This is a genomic window from Metabacillus indicus LMG 22858 (assembly GCF_000708755.2).
GTDB classification, from domain to species: Bacteria; Bacillota; Bacilli; order Bacillales; family Bacillaceae; genus Bacillus_P; species Bacillus_P indicus.
In genome coordinates, this window is the sequence record NZ_JGVU02000022.1 from 189465 (window position 1) to 208502 (window position 19038).

At 46.7% G+C, this 19038-nt stretch carries 13 protein-coding genes; 8 read left to right on the forward strand and 5 right to left on the reverse strand.

The features are described from left to right. Positions 1-14: 14 nt before the first annotated feature. Positions 15-3203 carry a DEAD/DEAH box helicase gene (locus tag AZ46_RS20600; protein WP_029283746.1) on the forward strand — a complete coding sequence of 1063 codons (3189 nt, stop codon included), beginning with the start codon at positions 15-17 and terminating at the stop codon, positions 3201-3203. A gap of 141 nt (positions 3204-3344) precedes the next feature. Beyond that, entirely contained in the window at positions 3345-4229 is an 885-nt protein-coding gene (locus AZ46_RS20605; protein ID WP_051827421.1) for a hypothetical protein, read from the forward strand. Between the two features lie 74 nt (positions 4230-4303). Here the strand turns inward: AZ46_RS20605 and AZ46_RS20610 are convergent, their stop codons facing one another. Then, positions 4304-5140, reverse strand: coding sequence for an alpha/beta fold hydrolase (locus tag AZ46_RS20610; protein ID WP_029283750.1), 837 nt, complete (start codon positions 5138-5140; stop codon positions 4304-4306). 284 nt (positions 5141-5424) lie between these two features. Then, a complete protein-coding gene (locus tag AZ46_RS20615; RefSeq protein ID WP_029283752.1) occupies positions 5425-5658 on the reverse strand; it encodes an IDEAL domain-containing protein in 234 nt (77 codons plus the stop codon). Between the two features lie 261 nt (positions 5659-5919). Between AZ46_RS20615 and AZ46_RS20620 the strand changes: the two genes are divergently transcribed. Beyond that, positions 5920-6483 (forward strand): competence protein ComK, encoded by a 564-nt coding sequence (locus tag AZ46_RS20620; RefSeq protein WP_029283754.1) that lies wholly within the window; start codon positions 5920-5922, stop codon positions 6481-6483. On the opposite strand, the gene AZ46_RS20625 is transcribed toward AZ46_RS20620, so the two are convergent. Beyond that, a complete protein-coding gene (locus AZ46_RS20625; RefSeq protein ID WP_029283756.1) occupies positions 6484-6846 on the reverse strand; it encodes a hypothetical protein in 363 nt (120 codons plus the stop codon). 180 nt (positions 6847-7026) lie between these two features. On the opposite strand from AZ46_RS20625, the gene AZ46_RS20630 reads away from it, so the two are divergent. Both AZ46_RS20630 and lepB read left to right on the forward strand, forming a co-directional pair. Beyond that, positions 7027-7644 carry a TVP38/TMEM64 family protein gene (locus AZ46_RS20630; protein ID WP_029283758.1) on the forward strand — a complete coding sequence of 206 codons (618 nt, stop codon included), beginning with the start codon at positions 7027-7029 and terminating at the stop codon, positions 7642-7644. A 21-nt stretch (positions 7645-7665) separates the two neighbouring features. Next, complete coding sequence (lepB, locus tag AZ46_RS20635) at positions 7666-8172, forward strand: signal peptidase I (RefSeq protein WP_029283760.1); 507 nt, start codon at positions 7666-7668, stop codon at positions 8170-8172. Between the two features lie 77 nt (positions 8173-8249). Here lepB and AZ46_RS20640 read toward each other — a convergent pair whose 3' ends face one another. After that, complete coding sequence (locus AZ46_RS20640; RefSeq protein WP_051827422.1) at positions 8250-9485, reverse strand: MFS transporter; 1236 nt, start codon at positions 9483-9485, stop codon at positions 8250-8252. A gap of 99 nt (positions 9486-9584) precedes the next feature. On the opposite strand from AZ46_RS20640, the gene AZ46_RS20645 reads away from it, so the two are divergent. Continuing rightward, entirely contained in the window at positions 9585-10478 is an 894-nt protein-coding gene (locus AZ46_RS20645; RefSeq protein ID WP_029283764.1) for a LysR family transcriptional regulator, read from the forward strand. 26 nt (positions 10479-10504) lie between these two features. Here the strand turns inward: AZ46_RS20645 and AZ46_RS20650 are convergent, their stop codons facing one another. Continuing rightward, a complete protein-coding gene (locus AZ46_RS20650; RefSeq protein WP_051865818.1) occupies positions 10505-11629 on the reverse strand; it encodes an MFS transporter in 1125 nt (374 codons plus the stop codon). A gap of 199 nt (positions 11630-11828) precedes the next feature. Here AZ46_RS20650 and addB point away from each other — a divergent pair, with 199 nt between their 5' ends. Next, a complete protein-coding gene (addB, locus tag AZ46_RS20655) occupies positions 11829-15326 on the forward strand; it encodes a helicase-exonuclease AddAB subunit AddB (RefSeq protein WP_029283769.1) in 3498 nt (1165 codons plus the stop codon). Continuing rightward, positions 15323-19030: a helicase-exonuclease AddAB subunit AddA gene (gene addA / locus AZ46_RS20660; protein ID WP_029283771.1), complete on the forward strand. Its 3708-nt coding sequence runs from the start codon at positions 15323-15325 to the stop codon at positions 19028-19030. The genes addB and addA overlap by 4 nt, the downstream gene beginning before the upstream one ends. Positions 19031-19038: the final 8 nt, after the last annotated feature.

The following is a 19038-nucleotide window of genomic DNA, read 5'->3' on the forward strand; positions in this document are numbered from 1 at the left end:
GAGGAGCCTTTGCCTTGAATAGGAAGCTGAACAAAAAAATGATTGAAAACCTCTGCGGCCGCGTCTCCTTGAAAAGCGGGGATTCGCTGCGCCGCTCCAATAAAGTAAAGTTCCGTGAGTATCATGAAGACCGCTGTCATGCGGTCGTTAAAAGTACGGAAGATTTCTGTGTTTCGATAAAGGTGGACACAGGCGGCGGCCTTCAGGCAGTCTGCAGTTGTCCGAAGCTACTCTCCTTTAATCAGGAATGCCAGCATATTGCGGCGGTATTGCTTGAGATTATGGAACATCAGAAACAAGGGACGGTTCCTCCGGTTCTGAGCGAAGGAGAGGCCCCCTTTAACCCAGACTATGCGCTGACGGAGGAATTGCTGACGGCCTTTAAGGAGCGAAAAGACCGTAAAACGGAGGCGCAAAATTATTTTGAAACGCGAACCGTACAGCCTGCCGTGTTTACGTTTAAGCCGGTATCAAGGGAAGACGGAGGGATTTTGTTTGCACTGGAGATTACGGTTGGACCGGTAAAAATCGTGAAACCGAGGGCTTTTCTTGAACAGCTTAAAAGCGGACAGTCCTTTCAGCTTGCGCCCGGCTTCCTGTTTGATCCCGAGTCTCATTGCTTCACAAAAGAGACGGATGCTGTCTTTCAGCAGCTTGTCAGGATTGTACGGAATGAGAGGACTGAGGAAGGCCCTCAGATTCTCCTCTCTCCTATTTCATGGAACCTGCTCCTGCCGGCCCTTATAAAAGCGCCCAATATAGAGCTTGAGGTCAACGGAGAAATTTATTCGGGACTTCATTTGTCAGAAGGCATCCTGCCGCTTCAATTTGATTTGTATGAAGAAGGATCAGGATATGTGCTGAGAGTAAACGGTCTAAAGGAGCTGCTCCTGTTAAAGCCTTATGAATCGGTGTTCGCCGCAGGGACATGGTATCACTTAGAACCTGAAAATTTCGAGCGCTTGGCCGAACTGAATCGGGTCATCCTTGCATCCGGAAAAAATACGGTCCCAATCCCGCCGCAGCAGGTCAGCCTGTATCTGGAGAAAGTGGTGCCGGGGCTTCGGAAACTAGGGGATGTGGCCATATCGGAAACGATTTCCAGGCGGTTAGCGGAAACTTCGCTTACAGCGAAGCTCTATTTAGACCGGGTGAAAAACCGGCTGCTTGCGGGACTTGAATTTCATTACGGAAACATCGTTTTTAATCCCTTGGACGAACAGGAGGTACGATCTCTGCAGGTGATAATCCGGGATAGTGAAAAGGAGGATCTGATTCTTAAACTAATGGAGGAAAGCTCATTTGCCCGGACGGACAGCGGCTATTATCTTCAAAATGAACTACTGGAATATGAGTTCCTGTATCATATCCTGCCGAAGGTTGAGAAGGTTGCCAAAGTGCTTGCAACAACTGCTGTCCGGAGCCGGATATTTAAAGAAGCAGCCCCGCCGAGAATCAAGGTGGAGGCGCATAAAGAGAGGACGAACTGGCTGGAATTCAAGTTTGAAATGGATGGAATTTCCGAAAAGGAAATCCGCAATGTGCTCTCGGCCCTCGAGGAAAAGCGGAAGTATTACCGGTTGAGGAGCGGGGCGCTGCTTTCCCTTGAAAAACGAGAATATGAGGAGATTTACCGGTTTTTAAATGCGGCACCGGTACAGGCGGAGGACTGGGAACAAGAGCTTGAAATGCCTCTGATCAAAGGACTTCAGCTTCTCGATTCGGTTCCTGTTTCCGGCACAATGACGCTCGGTGATTCGGTTCAGCAGCTGCTGAATGGACTTCTCCACCCGGACGAGAAGGAATTTTCGGTTCCAGAAGAGCTGGAACCGGTGCTGAGGGATTATCAAAAGACAGGATACCGGTGGATGAAATCTCTTGAGAAGTACGGATTTGGAGGGATTCTGGCAGATGATATGGGTCTTGGGAAAACCTTGCAGAGCATCACGTATATTGTGTCGGTTCTTCCTGAGATTCGCCGGCTAAAAAGGCCGGTCCTGATTGTTTGTCCATCCTCCCTTCTGTATAACTGGAAAAACGAAATTGAATCCTTTGCACCGGAAATCAAAAGCATAATTATCGATGGCAGCCGGACAGAGAGAGCGGGGCACGTTCAGGATCATGCAGCGGCAGATGTTCTCATTACATCTTATCCGCTCATTAGAAGGGACATCCATGAGTATGAAAAACGGTTTTTTTATACGGTTTTTTATGATGAGGCCCAGGCCTTTAAAAATCCGCTCACCCAAACGGCAAGAGCGGTGAAAAGAATTCAGGCCTCGCATCGGTTCGCGCTGACAGGCACACCTGTTGAGAATTCGAGGGAAGAACTGTGGTCGATCTTTCATGTTGTCTTTCCGGAGCTGTTCATGGGATTAAAGGAATACAGCACGCTCACAAGAAAAAAGATCGCAAGGAGAATCCGCCCTTTTCTGCTCCGCAGAATGAAGGAGGATGTACTGCCTGAGCTTCCGGAAAAAGTTGAATCAATGGAAATCGTCGAACTGCTTCCGGAGCAGAAGAAGCTGTACGCAGCCTGCCTGGCAAAGCTTCGCGAGGATACCCTAAAGCATTTGGATAAAGACACACTTCAGAAAAACCGGATGAAAATCCTGGCCGGAATCACAAGACTTCGGCAAATCTGCTGCCATCCTTCTCTGTTCGTTGATGGATACAGCGGAGGGTCGGCAAAATTTGACCAGCTCCTCAAGATTCTGGAGGAGGCCGGGCATTCAGGAAGAAGAGTGCTGATTTTTTCCCAGTTTACCTCTATGCTCGATTTGATTGGGAGAAAACTCGCCGTACAGGGTGTGCCCTACTTTTATCTCGATGGTCAAACTGCAATGCCGGAAAGGGTTGACCTGTGCAGACGCTTTAATGCAGGGGAACGGGATCTTTTTCTCATTTCGCTGAAGGCGGGAGGCACGGGTTTAAACTTAACGGGTGCAGATACCGTTGTTCATTTCGATACTTGGTGGAATCCGGCGGTAGAGGAGCAGGCAGCAGACCGTGCGCACCGGATAGGCCAGACTAGTAAAGTGAACGTAATCAAGCTCATCACCCGCGGAACGATTGAGGAAAAAATGAACGAGCTGCAGGATAAGAAACGGCAGCTTATTAGCGAAATTGTGGATATCGATGAAAAAAGGCCGTTTACCCTGACCGAAGAAGATATCTACGATTTGCTGAAGATCCAAACATGACACATCCTCCGTCTGCAATATGTGTTATTTGTGTTACTGGTCCTTCAATTCCACCGGCTTTAGAAGGTCGTAAGGTTTAACAGGCCATCCTTTAGGAGATGGTTTATATACCATTTGTCCTGAAAAAGGAGGCGAACCCCTATGAGCTCTTTCTCTCTTGGCGAAGATGGATTTAGCAAAGCGAAATCATTAATAGCCAAAGCTTCTCTGCACCAGGAAGAGCTGCTCGGGGAACCGATTTCTCATGAGTTTATCGAAAGAGCCACACCGGTTGCGTGGCTGGGAGAGGCGGTTCCGGGCAGCTGGGTCACAATGGCCACGAATCCGTCTCCTAAAGAATTTCTCAATCGGAACAATCAGCTGCTGCTTGGGGAACAGGCAAGATTTCATATCCTTGAAAACGGACAATCATTAGCAGAGTTTGCAAAGGACGAGACTCAGTTAGAATCAGCCGTTGAGTTCTATCAAACGTATTTTAAGGAAGGGAAGACGTACCGCACATGGTTTGGCAAACCAGGGGGAGCGAAGCTTGAGGGTTTTATAAATGGAATGGGCGGTTCTTTTTACGAATCTGCCCGTCTTCAAAACGTGGTTCACTCGGATTTTTTTCCCTTTGCAACACGCACGCATATGGGGAGGATTAAAGAGAAACTCAATTTGCTGGGTTCTGATTTTTCGCGGGAATTTATGCAGGATAAGCTTGAGTTTTTAAGACCGGGCATGGTCATTCTTCTGGGAAGAGAACACACAGCTCTGTTTGAAAGAATCGAACAAGGAATTACATTTGACCCTCCGAAAACGATTGAATTGTATCCAAGCGCACACTATCAGCTTGGCTTCCATCAAAGGCTTGGAATTCCGCTGCTTGGCCTTCATTTTAAACCGTCCGAGCAATTTCTGGGGCTCGGCGGGAGTCAAGATGTAAACGGCCTTAGCCATGGGAAATACGGGACAAAAACGGCCTTGAATGAAATGGGAAGAGAAATTGCATCAAATTTGAAATCCTTTATAAAAACGATGAACTAAGGTCTGCAAACGGCAAAGAAAAAACCAGTCTGGAAATCAAACTGGTTTTTTTACTCATGATGACTCTTCCGCCTTTAAGAATTGAGGAAGCGGATTAAACCGCGGTTAAATTCCTCGGCGTGCGTAGCGTTAAATCCATGAGGGGCGCCTTCAATCACCACAAGCTCACTCCCTTGAACCATTTCATGTGTACGCTTGCCGCTCACTTCAATCGGGACCGTTCCGTCTGAGTCTCCATGAAGAATCAGAGTGGGGATGTTTATTTTTTTCAGGTCGTCCCGGAAGTCGGTTTTGGCGAAAGCTTTGATGCAGTCAAGGGTTCCCTTCGGGGACGCCATGGCGGCGATATCCCGGTTGTAGAGACGGAATGGCTCGCTGACAAGGTCTGTTCTGTCGCCTGCTGCAAAGAAATTTTGGGTGAACGTATCGAGAAATGCGATTCGGTCGCCCTTTATTCCGTCTTGGAATTCTTCGATCGCCCCGTCATCCAGGCCGCCGTCCGGGTTATCCTCTGCCTTGTACAGATAAGGAGGAACGGCTGCGGCGAACACTGCTTTGCTCACACGTTCTGTTCCATATGTGCTGATATAGCGCGCTACTTCTCCGCCGCCCATTGAGAATCCGACAAGTGTGGCTTCACGGAGATCTAAATGCTCAAGCAAAGCGTTCAGGTCGGCTGCGAATGTATCATATTCATAGCCGCTATAGGGCTGAGAGGATTTTCCAAATCCCCTGCGGTCGTATGTAATCACCCTGTAGCCGGCATCAATGAGAGCGGGCACCTGGCTTTCCCATGATCGTCCGCTCAGCGGCCATCCGTGAATGAGTACAACCGGTTTTCCCGTTCCATGATCTTCATAGTAAATTTCAATTGGAGCATCGTTTTCATTGCCAACTTTAAGCATCGCCATACTAATCCCTCCAAACAAAATGTGAATGACACACAGGCACTGAGAAAAGACGGCTCGTGTCATCCTTTAGTATGTGATACCCGGATCTTTTTTGGTTCAATCTTTTCAATGTTTGTTAAAAGAACACAGGGCCCTGTCCGAACCTTGAGATGAAGGAAAGAAAGTTCATATCCGTCCGCTAAGGAAGCAGATAACTTTCTTCATAAAACAGAAAAAGGTGAATTTGAGCACAAGCTCAAATTCACCTTTTTCATTTTCGGAGCCAGTTATGATCTTAGCCTCTTTTAAATAATCAGTCTCAATTCTGCATATTCTTTTGCCAGTTTAAAAAACAGCGGTTTGTCATTTCGGTCTAAGGACTCATCGATCTTTTCCTGAAGGAGGGACAGTTTCCGGGTCAACACAGCTTCATCCAACACCATTTGAATGTAAATATCAAGTACGGTTTCCTGTTTCTTTTCCATCTTGAGCGTGTTACGGGACTTCATGATCTCGGTATAAGTTTTCCTGTTTTTCAAGAAAGATCACCCCTGATGCCTTTTTTTAATTATATGGATAAAGAGCCTAGAAATCAACTAAATATTTAAAATTTTTAGAAAACTTATTTCACCAAATTTTGCACGTTTTTCCTTTTTCATAAAAAGCGTCAAAGAGCAGTTCTTTTAATTGGTGATCAAATCGCAATAATGTAAAAATAATGTAAAAATGTAGAAATGCAGAGAGGGATTGTGCTAGATTAAAAGTAGTTCTTTACTCCTATTAAAATTGAGGTGATAGCGATGGAAAATAAGTTTATGAAGGACTACATAGCAAACCGGTTTACGATGGCCATTCTTCCTGATCCGCATATGGGAAAGCTCTATTCCAAGGTGATCGAGACAGAGAAAGAGATTGCCGTTAAACTCAGCCCGCAGGAGATTGTAAGCAAGAGCTGCATGTACTTCGGCAGCAGCTATGAAGGAAGAAAGGCGGGGACACGGGACCTTATGGGAATTACACATAAGCCGCCGATTGTCATTGACCCCGGAAACTATATGTTCTTTTTTCCTACACTGGCCTCAACGAGGAGTCAGTGCGCCTGGATATCGCACGCCCACATCCAGCATTATACGGCTGCGGATTTTGACAATACAGAAGTGCTGTTTACGAACGGACTGGTTGAAACCATACCAGTTTCCTCTTCGTCATTTGAAAATCAGCTTTATAGAACAGCTCAGCTGCGGACCATTATTACGGCAAGAATTGAAGAGGAGCACCGCAAAATGAATATGCTGATGTTTCCAAAGGAAAAGCAGACAAATTTCATTTACGAACAGATTATCCGTGAACTCAACAAACACTAATCAGGCTTTTACCGCTTTGAACAAATATTCTTCCATCAACTCGCATACCTTATTGCGTATTCTCGGATTAAAATAGTTGTGCTGCTCTTCGTAGCCTCTGAAGATAAAGGAATACATCGTAAAAGCTTCATCCCTTTTCACTTCACTTACTTTGATGCTGTTTTTTTTCAGCTCGCGGCGCACTGCAGCAAGGTCTTTCTGGGCAAGCTTCAGTGATTCCTCCACGAGGTTCAAATAGGGCTGCTGCAGCTTGAATGGACTTTTTTCAATGATTAACAGATCCCTGCTGAAGATGGAGATGGTCATGGGGAGGTAGATGGACATCTCAATCGCATCACGCAGGTCTGAGGGAATTCGTGTCATCGCAAAAACCTCGCTTTAACATGATAAAGAGAACGTATGTTCGTTTTTATTTTACTTTATCAGTATACGAAATGCAAGCCGCTTTTATTCAGGCAGTTCCTGAAAAAATGCTCAATGTTTAAAGTCTCTGCACAAACGTGTAGAATATGAGCATAGAGAAAGATAGAAGGAGCTTGCAGGATGGAACTTCAGGCAATACTGGATTATTTTACAATTGAAAGAATGATGGAATTCTTTAAGGATTACAAATCGTTTGGACCGCTGCTTGGCATTGGGCTTCCCTTGCTTGAGGCATTTCTTCCCTTTTTGCCTCTGGTTGTGTTTATTGTAGCGAATGCCAATTCGTACGGGTTATGGTTCGGCTTTTTGTATTCCTGGATTGGAAGCTGTCTCGGAGCGCTCATCCTGTTTTTTCTTGTAAGAAAGTACGGACAGGAGCGGTTTTTCAGATTTATAAGCCGTCATCAATCGGTTCAGAAAATGATGGGATGGATTGAAAGGCATGGATTCGGACCTTTGTTTATCCTGCTGTGCTTTCCATTTACGCCGTCTGCTGCCGTCAATGTGGTGGCCGGCCTGTCGAAGGTCAGCATCTGGCAGTTCTGTCTTGCTGTGATGTCCGGGAAGCTCGTGATGATTTTCCTGGTCAGCTTTATTGGATATGACCTGCGTGCCATCATCACGCAGCCCGAAAGAACGCTTATCGCTGCGGTTGTTATTTTTCTGCTCTGGCTGATCGGCAAGCAGGTGGAAAAGCGCCTGAATGTCAGAATGCTTGAGAGGAAAAGAAGCCATTAATTTTTTTACGGGGGAGTAAAGATGAGAAAAAGATACTGGTTTTTGTCTGCCGTCATCACCTTTTTGCTCATACTTACTATAAAAAATCTTCTATTTGTCGACTACAGGGTGGAAGGGGTTTCGATGCAGCCTACTCTGACTGCGGGCCACCTTCTGTCTATTAATAAAGTAAACCATCGGTTATTTGACCTGAAAAGATTTGATATTGTTGTCTTTCAGCCTCCAGGGGAAAAAGAGGCCTACATCAAGAGAATTATCGGTTTGCCGGGAGATGAGCTGGAGTATAAGAACGACAAGCTGTATATCAACGGGAAGGCTGTGAAAGAACCATATTTAAATCCGGTCAAAAAAGAGTTAAGCATGGGAAAGCTGACCGGCAATTTTACGCTTGAGGAGATTACGGGCAAAAAAACGATTCCCGAAGGCTGTCTTTTCGTTATGGGTGACAACCGCCTTGTCAGCAGGGACAGCAGACAGTTTGGATTGATCAGCACAGATTATGTGATTGGCAAGGCTACAAAAGAATAGGGAAGATCCCAATAAAAGTGCACGATGGTGATCATGCACTTTTTTTCTGTACGGACATCCATCTCAAATTAACCTTTTCAGGCTGTTTGTTCTTCTTTCCGCATATATTCTCGGTCTCCTTCAGACTTCCTGTACTCTTTATTCGAAACCCATGCCAGAAACAAACTCAAGCCTGAACAGAAGTAAAGGAATGTTGTTCCTTTTTCTATTACTAGAAAAGCAGATAGCGGACCTAATGCAGCTCCGAGGTCAGCAGCCATAGAGTATTTTGTTATGATGGCTGTCTTTTGCTTCATTGCGGAAGCAGCATCAGATACTAATACATCGGTTAACGTTGTTATAATGGTTGAGCAAATCAGGAGAAGCACGATGATCGATGCCCAAATGAAGAACGGAAGCTGACAATTGATAAGCGGAAATAAACAGCCTGTCATGAGTAATGCAATGAACAAAAGAGGATGCCTGCCAAGTACTCCGTCGGAAACATGTCCTATAAATGGAGCAAGAAACGGCTCCCATGTCCATCTTAAACCAAGGAGAAGCCCTGATGCGGCTCCAGAAGCAAGTATAAAGCCATCTGCTATAGATACGTGCATTCCGTAGTGCCTGGTCAGGTAATAGCTTACAGTAGAAGCAAATACGCCCTGAAGCAGAAACGCCGCGATCAATCCCCTGAGGAGAGAGAGCCTAATTGTCCTTTTGCTAAAATCAACCTTTTCGATTTTTTCTGATTTTTCTTCCCTTGGCCGTAATAAGGCAGGAGTTAACAAAAAGACCAATGGGACTGAGAGCAAACAAGCTGCTGCAAATACAAGGCACGTTAGTTTCATCCCAATTTGATAGCACAGTAAACCTCCAAAAATCATTCCGGCAAGGCTTCCCAGCCGGTAAGTGCCATTATAGATCCCCATGAATTTCCCTTTATTTGACTCGGAGGATAATTGCACCACAAGCAATTGTCCGGAAAGACGGAGCAGTGCCCAGGCAAACCCCCATATACACCGGAGAATAAACCAGCATAGAAAACCGTTCAGAGAGAAAAAACCGATATTTGTCAGAAAGGTTAATAGAATCGCGAGCAGTAAAGCGTGCTGAAGTTTTAGCGTTTTTACCAATAAAGCTGCAAACGGATTGAGAGGAATTCGAATGAAACGGTTTACCGACAGCAGAACTCCAGCTTCAATTAGCGAAGATAATCCTGCTTCCTTAAAATAAAGAGGCAAAGCGATATAAAACATGGAGTCCGTGAGTAAGCAGATGCCTGTAATTAAAGCTGTAAAAATGATGTTTGAGCGGTTTGGTTTTTTTGTCATGATGTACCTCTCTTTCATCATTACTCTAAAGGATGTAAAATAATAAGAAAAATATATATATTTTATCAATTGATAAGTTTTAATTATGGGAGAGTTTTAATGAATCTAAATGCTTTAAGACATTTTGTCAGTGTTGTAAAAACTGGCAGTGTCACAGGGGCAGCGAGGGAGCTGCATATTAGTCAGCCGGCCATTTCCATGCAGATTAAAAATCTGGAAAAAGAACTTGGCCACACACTTTTTAAAGCCAGGGGCAGGGGAATTGAGCTGACAGAGGCGGGGGAAGTTGTCTATCAGCAGGCTGTCAAACTGTTTTTGGCCGAAGAAGAAGCAGAAAGAATAATTGAACAGTATACGAGCGGAGTCACAGGGAATATCAGGGTCTTTGCTACGAATTTTCCGGCAAGCTACTTAATGCCCGGATGGATTGCCGGTTTTAAACAGCTTTATCCGGAAACTGGTATTCAGATATTTTCCGGAAACACAAAAAGTGCCTTGGATAAGCTGATGAAAAATGAAATTGATTTTGCGGTCATCGCAAGCCATTCTTCACTGTCTGATGAAGCCGATATTGTTCATCTGCTTGATGATGAGCTATTCTTTATCGTTCCCTGGAATCACCCTTTAGCATCAAAAAGGGCTGAATTTGAAGATCTTATGGAAGAAGATTTTATATTAAGGGGAGAAGGAAGTTCTACAAGGGCTTTAGTAGAATCATTATGTCAGATAAAACAGGTGCAATTGCAGAGGACACCCGTTCAAGTTGAGAGGCTAGAAGAAGCAATCGGGATTGTTGCATCTGGATATGGGATTACGCTCGCACCGCGATTGGCCATTTCCCCATATATGGACAGAGGTCTCCTAAGTGTTGTGAAGGTAAATGATCTGTATCTTACAAGGAGAATAAAACTATGTAAAAAAAAGGGGAATCATTTTTCCCCCGCGGTAAAAAACTTCATGAACTATATTGTAAATAACAGCCATAAAAGCTGATAGACCGTTTCCAATGCTAAAACGATTCAATCATTCCCTGACCCAATAAACGTAACCGCAGCAGCAATCCCGTAAAAAACAGAAAACCCAAGCAGCATGCTCTGAAAAGACAGAACTCCCGCAAGCAAAGGCCCTATGCTTGCACCTGCTAGCAAAATAAAGGAATACAGGGAGACGGCTGTTGCCCGGTCACTTCCTGCGGTCTCTCCAATCATGGAAATAACGGCCGGTATACAAACAGAAAGGGAGGCTGTGAACAGAACAGATAAAGCGGCGGACATGTAGAGGCTCCCGCTTGCATAGTTCAGCAGAAAAGCCAGAATGATCAACAGCATAGCGTACCTGACAGCAGCTGTTTTCCCGAACCTTCCGATCCACTTTACGCTGAATAAGGAAAACAGCGCTCCGGCAAGTCCTGCTGCTTTACACCAGAACAGGACTTCTTCAGAAACAATCCCCGAATAGGCACGGTGAAACCCCTCATAATAGGAGACAAATGACATCAGCATGGCAAACGTCAGGATATAGCACAGAACAAGCTTAGGATTGCGGAAAATGGACCGGAACGACGAGATCAGGTTCTTTGCACCGCTCTGATGTTTCCTGCCGTCCAAAAGCCATGCCAGACATCCTGTAAGCAGGGCATAGGCGACGGCGAAAAAGAGAAAAACTGTTCTCCAGTCATGCGAAATGGCGATGGCAGAGCTGATCAGCTGCCCGATCATGCCGGACATTAAAAATCCCATATTAATCAGGGAGATGAGCATGGTTGCCTCTTTTTCCCTGAACGATTCAAAACAATAGGCATAGGCAACAGGGGCAAAGCATCCGAGACAAAACCCCTGCAGGGATCTGAGCGGAATAAATGTGGCGGATGAGGAGAACGCAAGCATGGCGGTTGCTGCAATTGCGAGGGCAAAGCCTGCGATCAGGACGTTTTTCTTTCCGGCTTTTTCTGTGAGCGGCCCGAACGTAAAAAGGCCGGCCGCATAAAAGAATGTAAAAAAGGTGCTGCCGAGAACGGCTTCATTGAAGGAAAGGCCTGTATCCTCCGATATAGATGCATACAGGGGAATCAGCACATAGATGCTGCTTGCTACCATAATGGCCGTCACGAGAAAAAAGGCCGAGAGCAGATGGATTCTTTTCATCAGACTGCCTCCTTTAAAAACAGCCTATGCATATGCCGCCATAGCGGTCACGGGGCTTCTGCAAAACTTGGAAGTCCCGGGAGAATGGCATTCCATATTGTTTTCAAGTAAAATAGACAGATAGATAAAAGAGAGTGAAACGGAACAGAAAGGCGTATGAGTGAATATGCCTTTTTTTACATAGAAAGGGGTTCTGACGGTGGGTGTCAGGTTTATTTTGGGAAGGTCGGGAAGCGGAAAAACACACCGTATGCTGAATGAAATCCGTTCAGAGCTTTTCAGGGAGCCTGAAGGGGATCCGGTGGTCTATCTTGTGCCCGATCAGATGACATTCGGCATAGAGTATGAGCTTGCTAAAACGCCCGGGCTTGGCGGCATGATGAGGGCGCAGACGTTCAGTTTCAGCCGTCTTGCGTGGAGGATTCTTCAGGAAACAGGAGGGATCAGCCGCTATCATATTACCGGGACAGGCATTCAGATGATGCTGAGAAAGCTGATTGAGCAGCACAAGCAGGACTTCAGGCTGTTTGCAAAAGCAAGCGGCAAAAGCGGTTTTATTGACCATATGGAAGCGATGATTACGGAGCTTAAACGCTATTGCCTCACGCCGCAGGAGATGGAAGAAAAAATAAACGGGATGTCAGTCAACGCCACGAAACAAGAGCAGGCGCTCGCTGACAAACTTCATGACGTTGTTCTGCTGTATAAGCAGATGGAAAAGGAACTGAGCGGCACATACGTCGATTCAGAGGATTATCTGCGTCTTCTCGCGGAAAAAATTCAGTATTCATCCTATATTCAGAGGGCTGATATTTACCTCGATGGTTTTCACAGCTTTACGCCTCAGGAATACATGGTGATCGGTGCGTTAATGAAACATGCAAAGAGTGTAACGATTGCGCTGACAACAGACAAGCCGTTTCATGAACACCTGCCGCACGAACTCCATCTTTTCAGGATAACAGGCATGACCTATCACAGGCTGTCTGTTCTCGCCGCTGATAACGGTGCCGAAATAGAGGATGTGACGGTGCTGAACGAAATGCCGCGATTTGCAGAGCGGCCGTCCCTTGCCCATCTGGAGCGTTTCCTTGAGTCAAGGCCGGTGAAGCCCTATGAGGGAGAGACACATGCTGTACTTGCACAAGCTTCCTCACGAAGGGCGGAAATTGAGGGCATTGCGAGAAAAATAAGAGGGTTTGTCATGGATGATGGCTACCGGTATAAGGATCTTGCTGTTTTAATCCGGAATATTGGAGACTATCAGGATGTTATTGAACAGGTATTCAAAGATTACGAGATTCCTTTTTTCATTGATCAAAAGCGATCGATGCTGAATCATCCGGTCATAGAATTGATCCGCTCTGCTCTTGAAGTGCTGAATGGGGGCTGGCGTTATGAGGCTGTGTTCAGGGCTGTTAAAACAGAGCTCCTGTTCCCCGCTGACACGGATAAGCGCATCATGAGAGAAAAAATGGATCAGTTTGAAAACTATGTCCTTTCCTATGGCATTCAGGGCAGCAAATGGACGAGCGGTGAGCGGTTTGTCTACCGCCGCTATTATTCCCTTGATGACGAATATGTCAGAACAGATGAAGAAAATGAAACAGAAGAGATGATTAATGAGCTGAAGGACATCGTTGTACCTCCGATTCAGACGCTCGGTGAACGGATGAAGCGCACGAAAGATGCATCAGGCAAGGCCGAGGCACTTTATTTATTCCTCGAAGAACTCCATATTCCGTATAAACTCGAACAGATGAGAGCGGAAGCAGAGGAAGCGGGGAGACTCGTTGAGGCAAGAGAGCATGCTCAGGTGTGGAGCGCGGTCATCGGAATGCTCGATGAATTTGCTGAAATGATGAATGAACACCGCGTCTCGCGCAGTCTGTTCGCAGATATGATTGACACAGGTCTTGAAGCGATGAAATTTGCACTTGTGCCGCCTGCGATGGATCAGGTAGTGATTGCAAGCCTGGAACGTTCAAGGCTGCTGAATGTGAGCGTTGCGTTTGTTGCAGGAGCAAATGACGGTATTCTGCCAGCAAGGCCGATGGAAGAAGGCGTCCTGACGGAGGAAGACCGCATCTCCCTTCATCATCAGGGGATTGAGCTTGCCCCGACTGCACGGGAGCAGCTGCTTGATGAAACCTTTGTTTTATACATGGCCCTCTCAAGTGCATCCCGCGAGCTGTATATCTCATATCCTCTCGCAGATGAAGAAGGAAAGGCGATGCTGCCTTCCATCATCGTGAAACGATTAAGAGATTTATTTCCTGACATCAAAACAGAGATTTTCATCAATGAGCCGGAAGAGCTATCAGAAGAGGAACAGCTTTCATTTATCGTAAATGAGGAAGTCACACTTTCATATTTAACCTCTCAGCTTCAAAACTGGAAAAGAAGCTATCCGATCAGCCCGGTCTGGTGGGATGCCTATACACATTTTGCAGAAAAAGAGGATCGGGCTGCGCTGTCAAAAGTGACAGGAAGCCTGTTTTACCGGAACGAAGCGGAAACACTTGAAAAAGGAATAAGCAGAGAGCTTTACGGTGAACACATTCAGGGAAGTGTATCCCGGATGGAAATGTTCAAAGCCTGTGCATTCTCCCATTATGCTTCACACGGCCTGAAATTAAAGGACAGGCAGCAGTTCCGTCTTGAGGCCCCTGATATCGGACAATTGTTCCACTCGGCGCTCAAACTGATTTCAGACCGGATGCAGCAGCTGAAAATCGGCTGGAAGGACCTGTCTCATGATCAGTGCTCCCTTCTTTCCCGGGATGCCGTTGAAACACTGGCGCCAAAACTTCAGCGCGAAATTCTGCTGAGCTCAAACAGGCATCATTATTTAAAAAGAAAGCTCGTCACCATCATTACGAGGGCATCCTCCATCTTGAGCGAGCATGCAAGGGCAAGCGGTTTTGCCCCGGCAGGCCTTGAGCTCGGATTCGGAAAAGGCGGCCCGCTGCCGCCAATCCGCTTCAAGCTTGAAAATGGATGCACAATGGAGCTTGTCGGCCGGATTGACAGAGTGGACAAAGCGGAAAGTTCAAAAGGCGTTCTTCTCCGGATTGTTGATTTTAAATCGAGCGACAAAACGCTGAATTTATCCGAAGTGTACTACGGGCTTGCTCTGCAGATGCTGACGTATCTTGATGTCATCATTACCCATTCAAAATCGTGGCTTGGCGTCGAGGCGACTCCTGCGGGTGTTCTTTATTTCCATGTGCATGACCCGATGATCCAGTCTTCAGCCATGCTGCCGCAGGATAAAATCGATGAAGAGATTTTCAAAAAGTTTAAAATGAAAGGCCTGCTTCTTGGAGATGAGGAGGCTGTGAGGCTGATGGATCAGACACTGGATTCCGGCCTCTCAAAAATCGTCTCGGCCGGCCTTAAGAAAGACGGCGGATTCAGGTCAGATTCCGCGATTGCAAGCGAAGCGGAATTTGATCTTCTCAGAGGCCACGTCAGATCCGTTTTTCAATCGATTGGAACGGACATTACGAACGGGAAAACGGACATTTCTCCTTACAAGCTGAAGGATAAAGTACCGTGTACCTTCTGTTCATTTAAATCGGTCTGCCAGTTTGACCAGTCGCTTTCAGAAAATCAGTACCGTGTTCTGAAAGATGACAAGAATGATGTGATTTTAAAACGGCTTCAGAACGAAGCGGGAAGGGAGGAATCATGATGCTGCAAAAACCAGCAGACAGCCAGTGGACAGACGACCAGTGGAAAGCCATTGTCTCAAGCGGACAGGACATCCTGGTTGCTGCAGCTGCCGGCTCAGGAAAAACAGCGGTGCTTGTCGAACGAATCATCCGTAAAATCATTTCAAAAGAAAATCCCGTGGACGTTGACCGTTTGCTTGTTGCCACGTTTACGAATGCATCTGCAGCTGAAATGAGAAACCGGATCGGCGAAGCGCTTGACAAGGCGCTGAAGGAAAATCCATCATCCCTCCATTTAAGACGCCAGCTGTCACTGCTGAACAGGGCTGCCATTTCCACCTTGCATTCGTTCTGTTTGAATGTTGTAAGAAAGTATTACTATTTAATTGACCTTGACCCGGGATTCCGGATTGCCGATCAGACGGAAGGCCAGCTTCTGATCGATGAAGTGCTTGATGATCTGTTTGAAGAGCAGTACAGCATACCGGATAACGAACGCTTTTTTGACCTTGTTGACAGGTATACAACAGACAGAAGCGATACAGACCTGCAGACACTGATCAGAACGCTGTATGATTTTTCCCGCTCCCATCCGAGTCCTGCAAGCTGGCTTGAAGGGCTGTCTGATATGTACGGCGGAGAAGAACCGCTTGAAAATCTGCCGTTCTTCCCGTATCTGGCTGAAGACATCTCGATGCAGCTGACGAGCAGTCTTGAAAAGCTGAAGCGGGCGCTTGCCCTGACTGAAAAGCCCGGCGGTCCGGCACCGAGAGCAGAAAATCTGACGGATGATATCAGACAGGTTCAGGGGCTGCTTGAGGTAAGAGGGTCATGGCACGATCTTGCTGAGAAAATCAAGCTGATTTCTTTCTCACGCGCCAAGGCATGCAGAGGGGCTGAATACAGCAAAGAGCTGCTTGAACAAGCGACATCGCTCCGCAATTCCGCAAAAAAGCAGGTCGAACAGCTGCAGGAAGAATTGTTTGCGCGCTCTTATGAAAGCCACATGAATGACCTTAAGGAACTGAAGCCTGTAATCGAAACACTGATTGGGCTTGTTCATCAGTTCGGAATCCGTTTTGATGAGATGAAAAAACAAAAAGGCATCGTTGATTTCTCGGACCTTGAGCATTATTGCCTGCAGATTCTCGGTGTGCCGGATGAGCACGGCCGTCTGCAGCCGAGCGAAGCTGCGCTTGATTACAGGCAGCAGTTTGCAGAGGTGCTTGTTGATGAATACCAGGACACAAATCTTGTTCAGGAAACGATTCTGAAGCTTGTTTCAAAAAGCGGGCCGGGAAACCTCTTTATGGTAGGTGATGTCAAGCAGTCCATTTACCGTTTCCGCCTTGCAGAGCCGTTTCTGTTTTTAAGCAAATACAAGACGTTCAGTAAAGACGGGCACGCACAAGACGGCCTGAGAATTGACCTGTCGAAAAATTTCAGAAGCCGTGCGGAAGTGATAGACGGCACCAATTTTCTCTTTAAACAGGTGATGGGAGAAAAAGTGGGAGAGGTCGCCTATGACGAAGCCGCTGAGCTGAAGCTTGGCGCGTCCTATCCTGAGTCTGAAACGATGAGTGCGGAACTTTTGCTTGTGGACCGCGGAAAAGAAGAATCAGATGATGCTTCTGAAGAAGATGTTTTTGCTGCAGAGGATTTGGAAACCGTTCAGCTCGAAGCAAGAGTGATGGCCAAAAAAATCCGGGAAATGGTTCAGACAAAATATCAGATTTATGACCGAAAGCTTGGAGGCACGCGAAATATCGCATACAAAGATATTGTCGTTCTTCTCCGTTCCATGCCGTGGGCGCCGCAGATCATGGAAGAGTTTAAGCAGGAGGGGATTCCTGTTTATGCCAATCTCTCAGGCGGTTATTTTGAAGCGGCGGAGGTCGCTGTCATGATGTCGCTGCTTAAGGTCATCGATAACCCGTATCAGGATGTTCCTCTGGCGTCTGTTTTAAGGTCTCCTGTTGCGGGCCTTGGCACGAACGAACTTGCTGTTATCCGCACCTATTCAAAAAAGGGCACTTATTTTGAAGCGCTGAAGGTGTTTCTTTCTGAAGCTCATGGCTCTGATGCGGCTTTAAGAGATCAGCTTCAAGGATTTTATGATCAGCTCCAGGAGTGGAGAGAACGGGCGCGGATGGGCTCTGTTTCAGAGCTGATCTGGCAGCTGTACAGAGATACCAAGTTCTTTAACTACGTCGGCGGCATGCCGGGCGGCAAACAGCGCCAGGCGAATCTGCGTGCCCTTTATGACAGGGCAAGACAGTATGAAGCGACTTCGTTCAGGGGACTGTTCCGGTTCCTGCGCTTTATTGAACGGATGCAGGAGCGCGGAGATGACCTCGGTGCAGCAAGGGCACTGGGCGAGCAGGAGGATGTTGTCAGGCTGATGACCATCCACAGCAGCAAAGGGCTTGAGTTCCCGGTAGTTTTCACAGCCGGTCTCGCCAGACAGTTCAATATGATGGATATGAACAAAAAGTATTTGCTGGATAAGGAGCTTGGCTTTGCCACGAAGCTGATTAAACCGTCACTCAGAATCAGCTATCCGACACTGGCGCTTTCAGCCATGAAGAAAAAAATGAAGATTGAGCTGCTTTCAGAAGAGCTAAGAGTGCTGTATGTTGCGCTTACCCGTGCAAAGGAAAAGCTCTTTTTAATCGGAACAGTTAAAGATGCAGCAAAATCTCTTTCAGACTGGCAGACAGCGCTGGGTCAGGAAGAATGGCTGCTGCCTGATTTTGAACGGGCGCAGGCAAAGTCCTACCTGGACTGGATCGGACCGTCGCTTGTCCGCCACAAAGACGCAGAAATGCTGAGAGAGCAGGCAGAGGGGGTACCGCACCTTCTTTCGCATCCTTCCCGGTTTGAAATCACGATGGTGAAAGAAACAGACCTCTATGATATCCGGGCAGAAGAAAAGAAATACGATGAGGACATGCTCACAGCCCTGAAAAAACTGGAGCCGATCGCAGAGCAGTCAGCATACCGCGATCAGATTGAAAAACAGCTCTCATGGATCTACCCTCATCAGTTTGCCTCTGTGTTCAGATCCAAGCAGTCTGTTTCAGAAGTGAAGAGGCAGCAGGAAACGCGGGATGAATTCAGCGACTTCCGGATTCTCGAAAATCAGCAGGATTCATATATGTTTGACCGCCCTAAGTTCATGCAGAAGAAAACCCTCACAGCTGCCGAAAAAGGGACAGCCATGCATGCCGTCATGCAGCAGCTGAATGTCAGAGAGCCTGTGACGGAAGAAAACACAGCATGGAAAGTAAATGAGCTTGTTGAAAAAGAAATCCTCACAAGAGCGCAGGCGGACAGCATCAATATTGCTGCCATTGTTCATTTTTTTGAAACAGATATCGGCATGCGTCTTCAAAAAGCAGACCGCATCGAACGGGAAGTTCCCTTCAGCTATGCCCTGCCGGCTGAAGAGCTGTACGAGGCAGCAAGCGGTGAACAGGTGCTCATTCAGGGGGTTATTGACTGTCTGTTTGAAGACGAAGAAGGAGTCGTGCTGCTTGATTACAAGACAGATGCGATTCACGGCAAATTTCCGGGAGGGTTCGAGCAGGCAAAGCCTGTTCTTGCAAGCCGCTACAGCGTGCAGCTTGACCTCTACGGCAAAGCCATTGAAAAAATAACGAAAAAACCTCTATCTTCAAAGGTGCTGTATTTCTTTGACGGAGGGCATGTGCTGGAAATGTAAAGAAAAAG

Bases quoted from the DNA above. Each gene is read 5' to 3' on its own strand.
- AZ46_RS20605 (WP_051827421.1), top strand. From the start codon at position 3,345: ATGAGCTCTTTCTCTCTTGGCGAAGATGGATTTAGCAAAGCGAAATCA.
- AZ46_RS20610 (WP_029283750.1), bottom strand. From the start codon at position 5,140: ATGGCGATGCTTAAAGTTGGCAATGAAAACGATGCTCCAATTGAAATT.
- AZ46_RS20620 (WP_029283754.1), top strand. From the start codon at position 5,920: ATGGAAAATAAGTTTATGAAGGACTACATAGCAAACCGGTTTACGATG.
- AZ46_RS20625 (WP_029283756.1), bottom strand. From the start codon at position 6,846: ATGACACGAATTCCCTCAGACCTGCGTGATGCGATTGAGATGTCCATC.
- AZ46_RS20630 (WP_029283758.1), top strand. From the start codon at position 7,027: ATGGAACTTCAGGCAATACTGGATTATTTTACAATTGAAAGAATGATG.
- lepB (WP_029283760.1), top strand. From the start codon at position 7,666: ATGAGAAAAAGATACTGGTTTTTGTCTGCCGTCATCACCTTTTTGCTC.
- AZ46_RS20640 (WP_051827422.1), bottom strand. From the start codon at position 9,485: ATGACAAAAAAACCAAACCGCTCAAACATCATTTTTACAGCTTTAATT.
- AZ46_RS20645 (WP_029283764.1), top strand. From the start codon at position 9,585: ATGAATCTAAATGCTTTAAGACATTTTGTCAGTGTTGTAAAAACTGGC.
- AZ46_RS20650 (WP_051865818.1), bottom strand. From the start codon at position 11,629: ATGAAAAGAATCCATCTGCTCTCGGCCTTTTTTCTCGTGACGGCCATT.
- addA (WP_029283771.1), top strand. From the start codon at position 15,323: ATGATGCTGCAAAAACCAGCAGACAGCCAGTGGACAGACGACCAGTGG.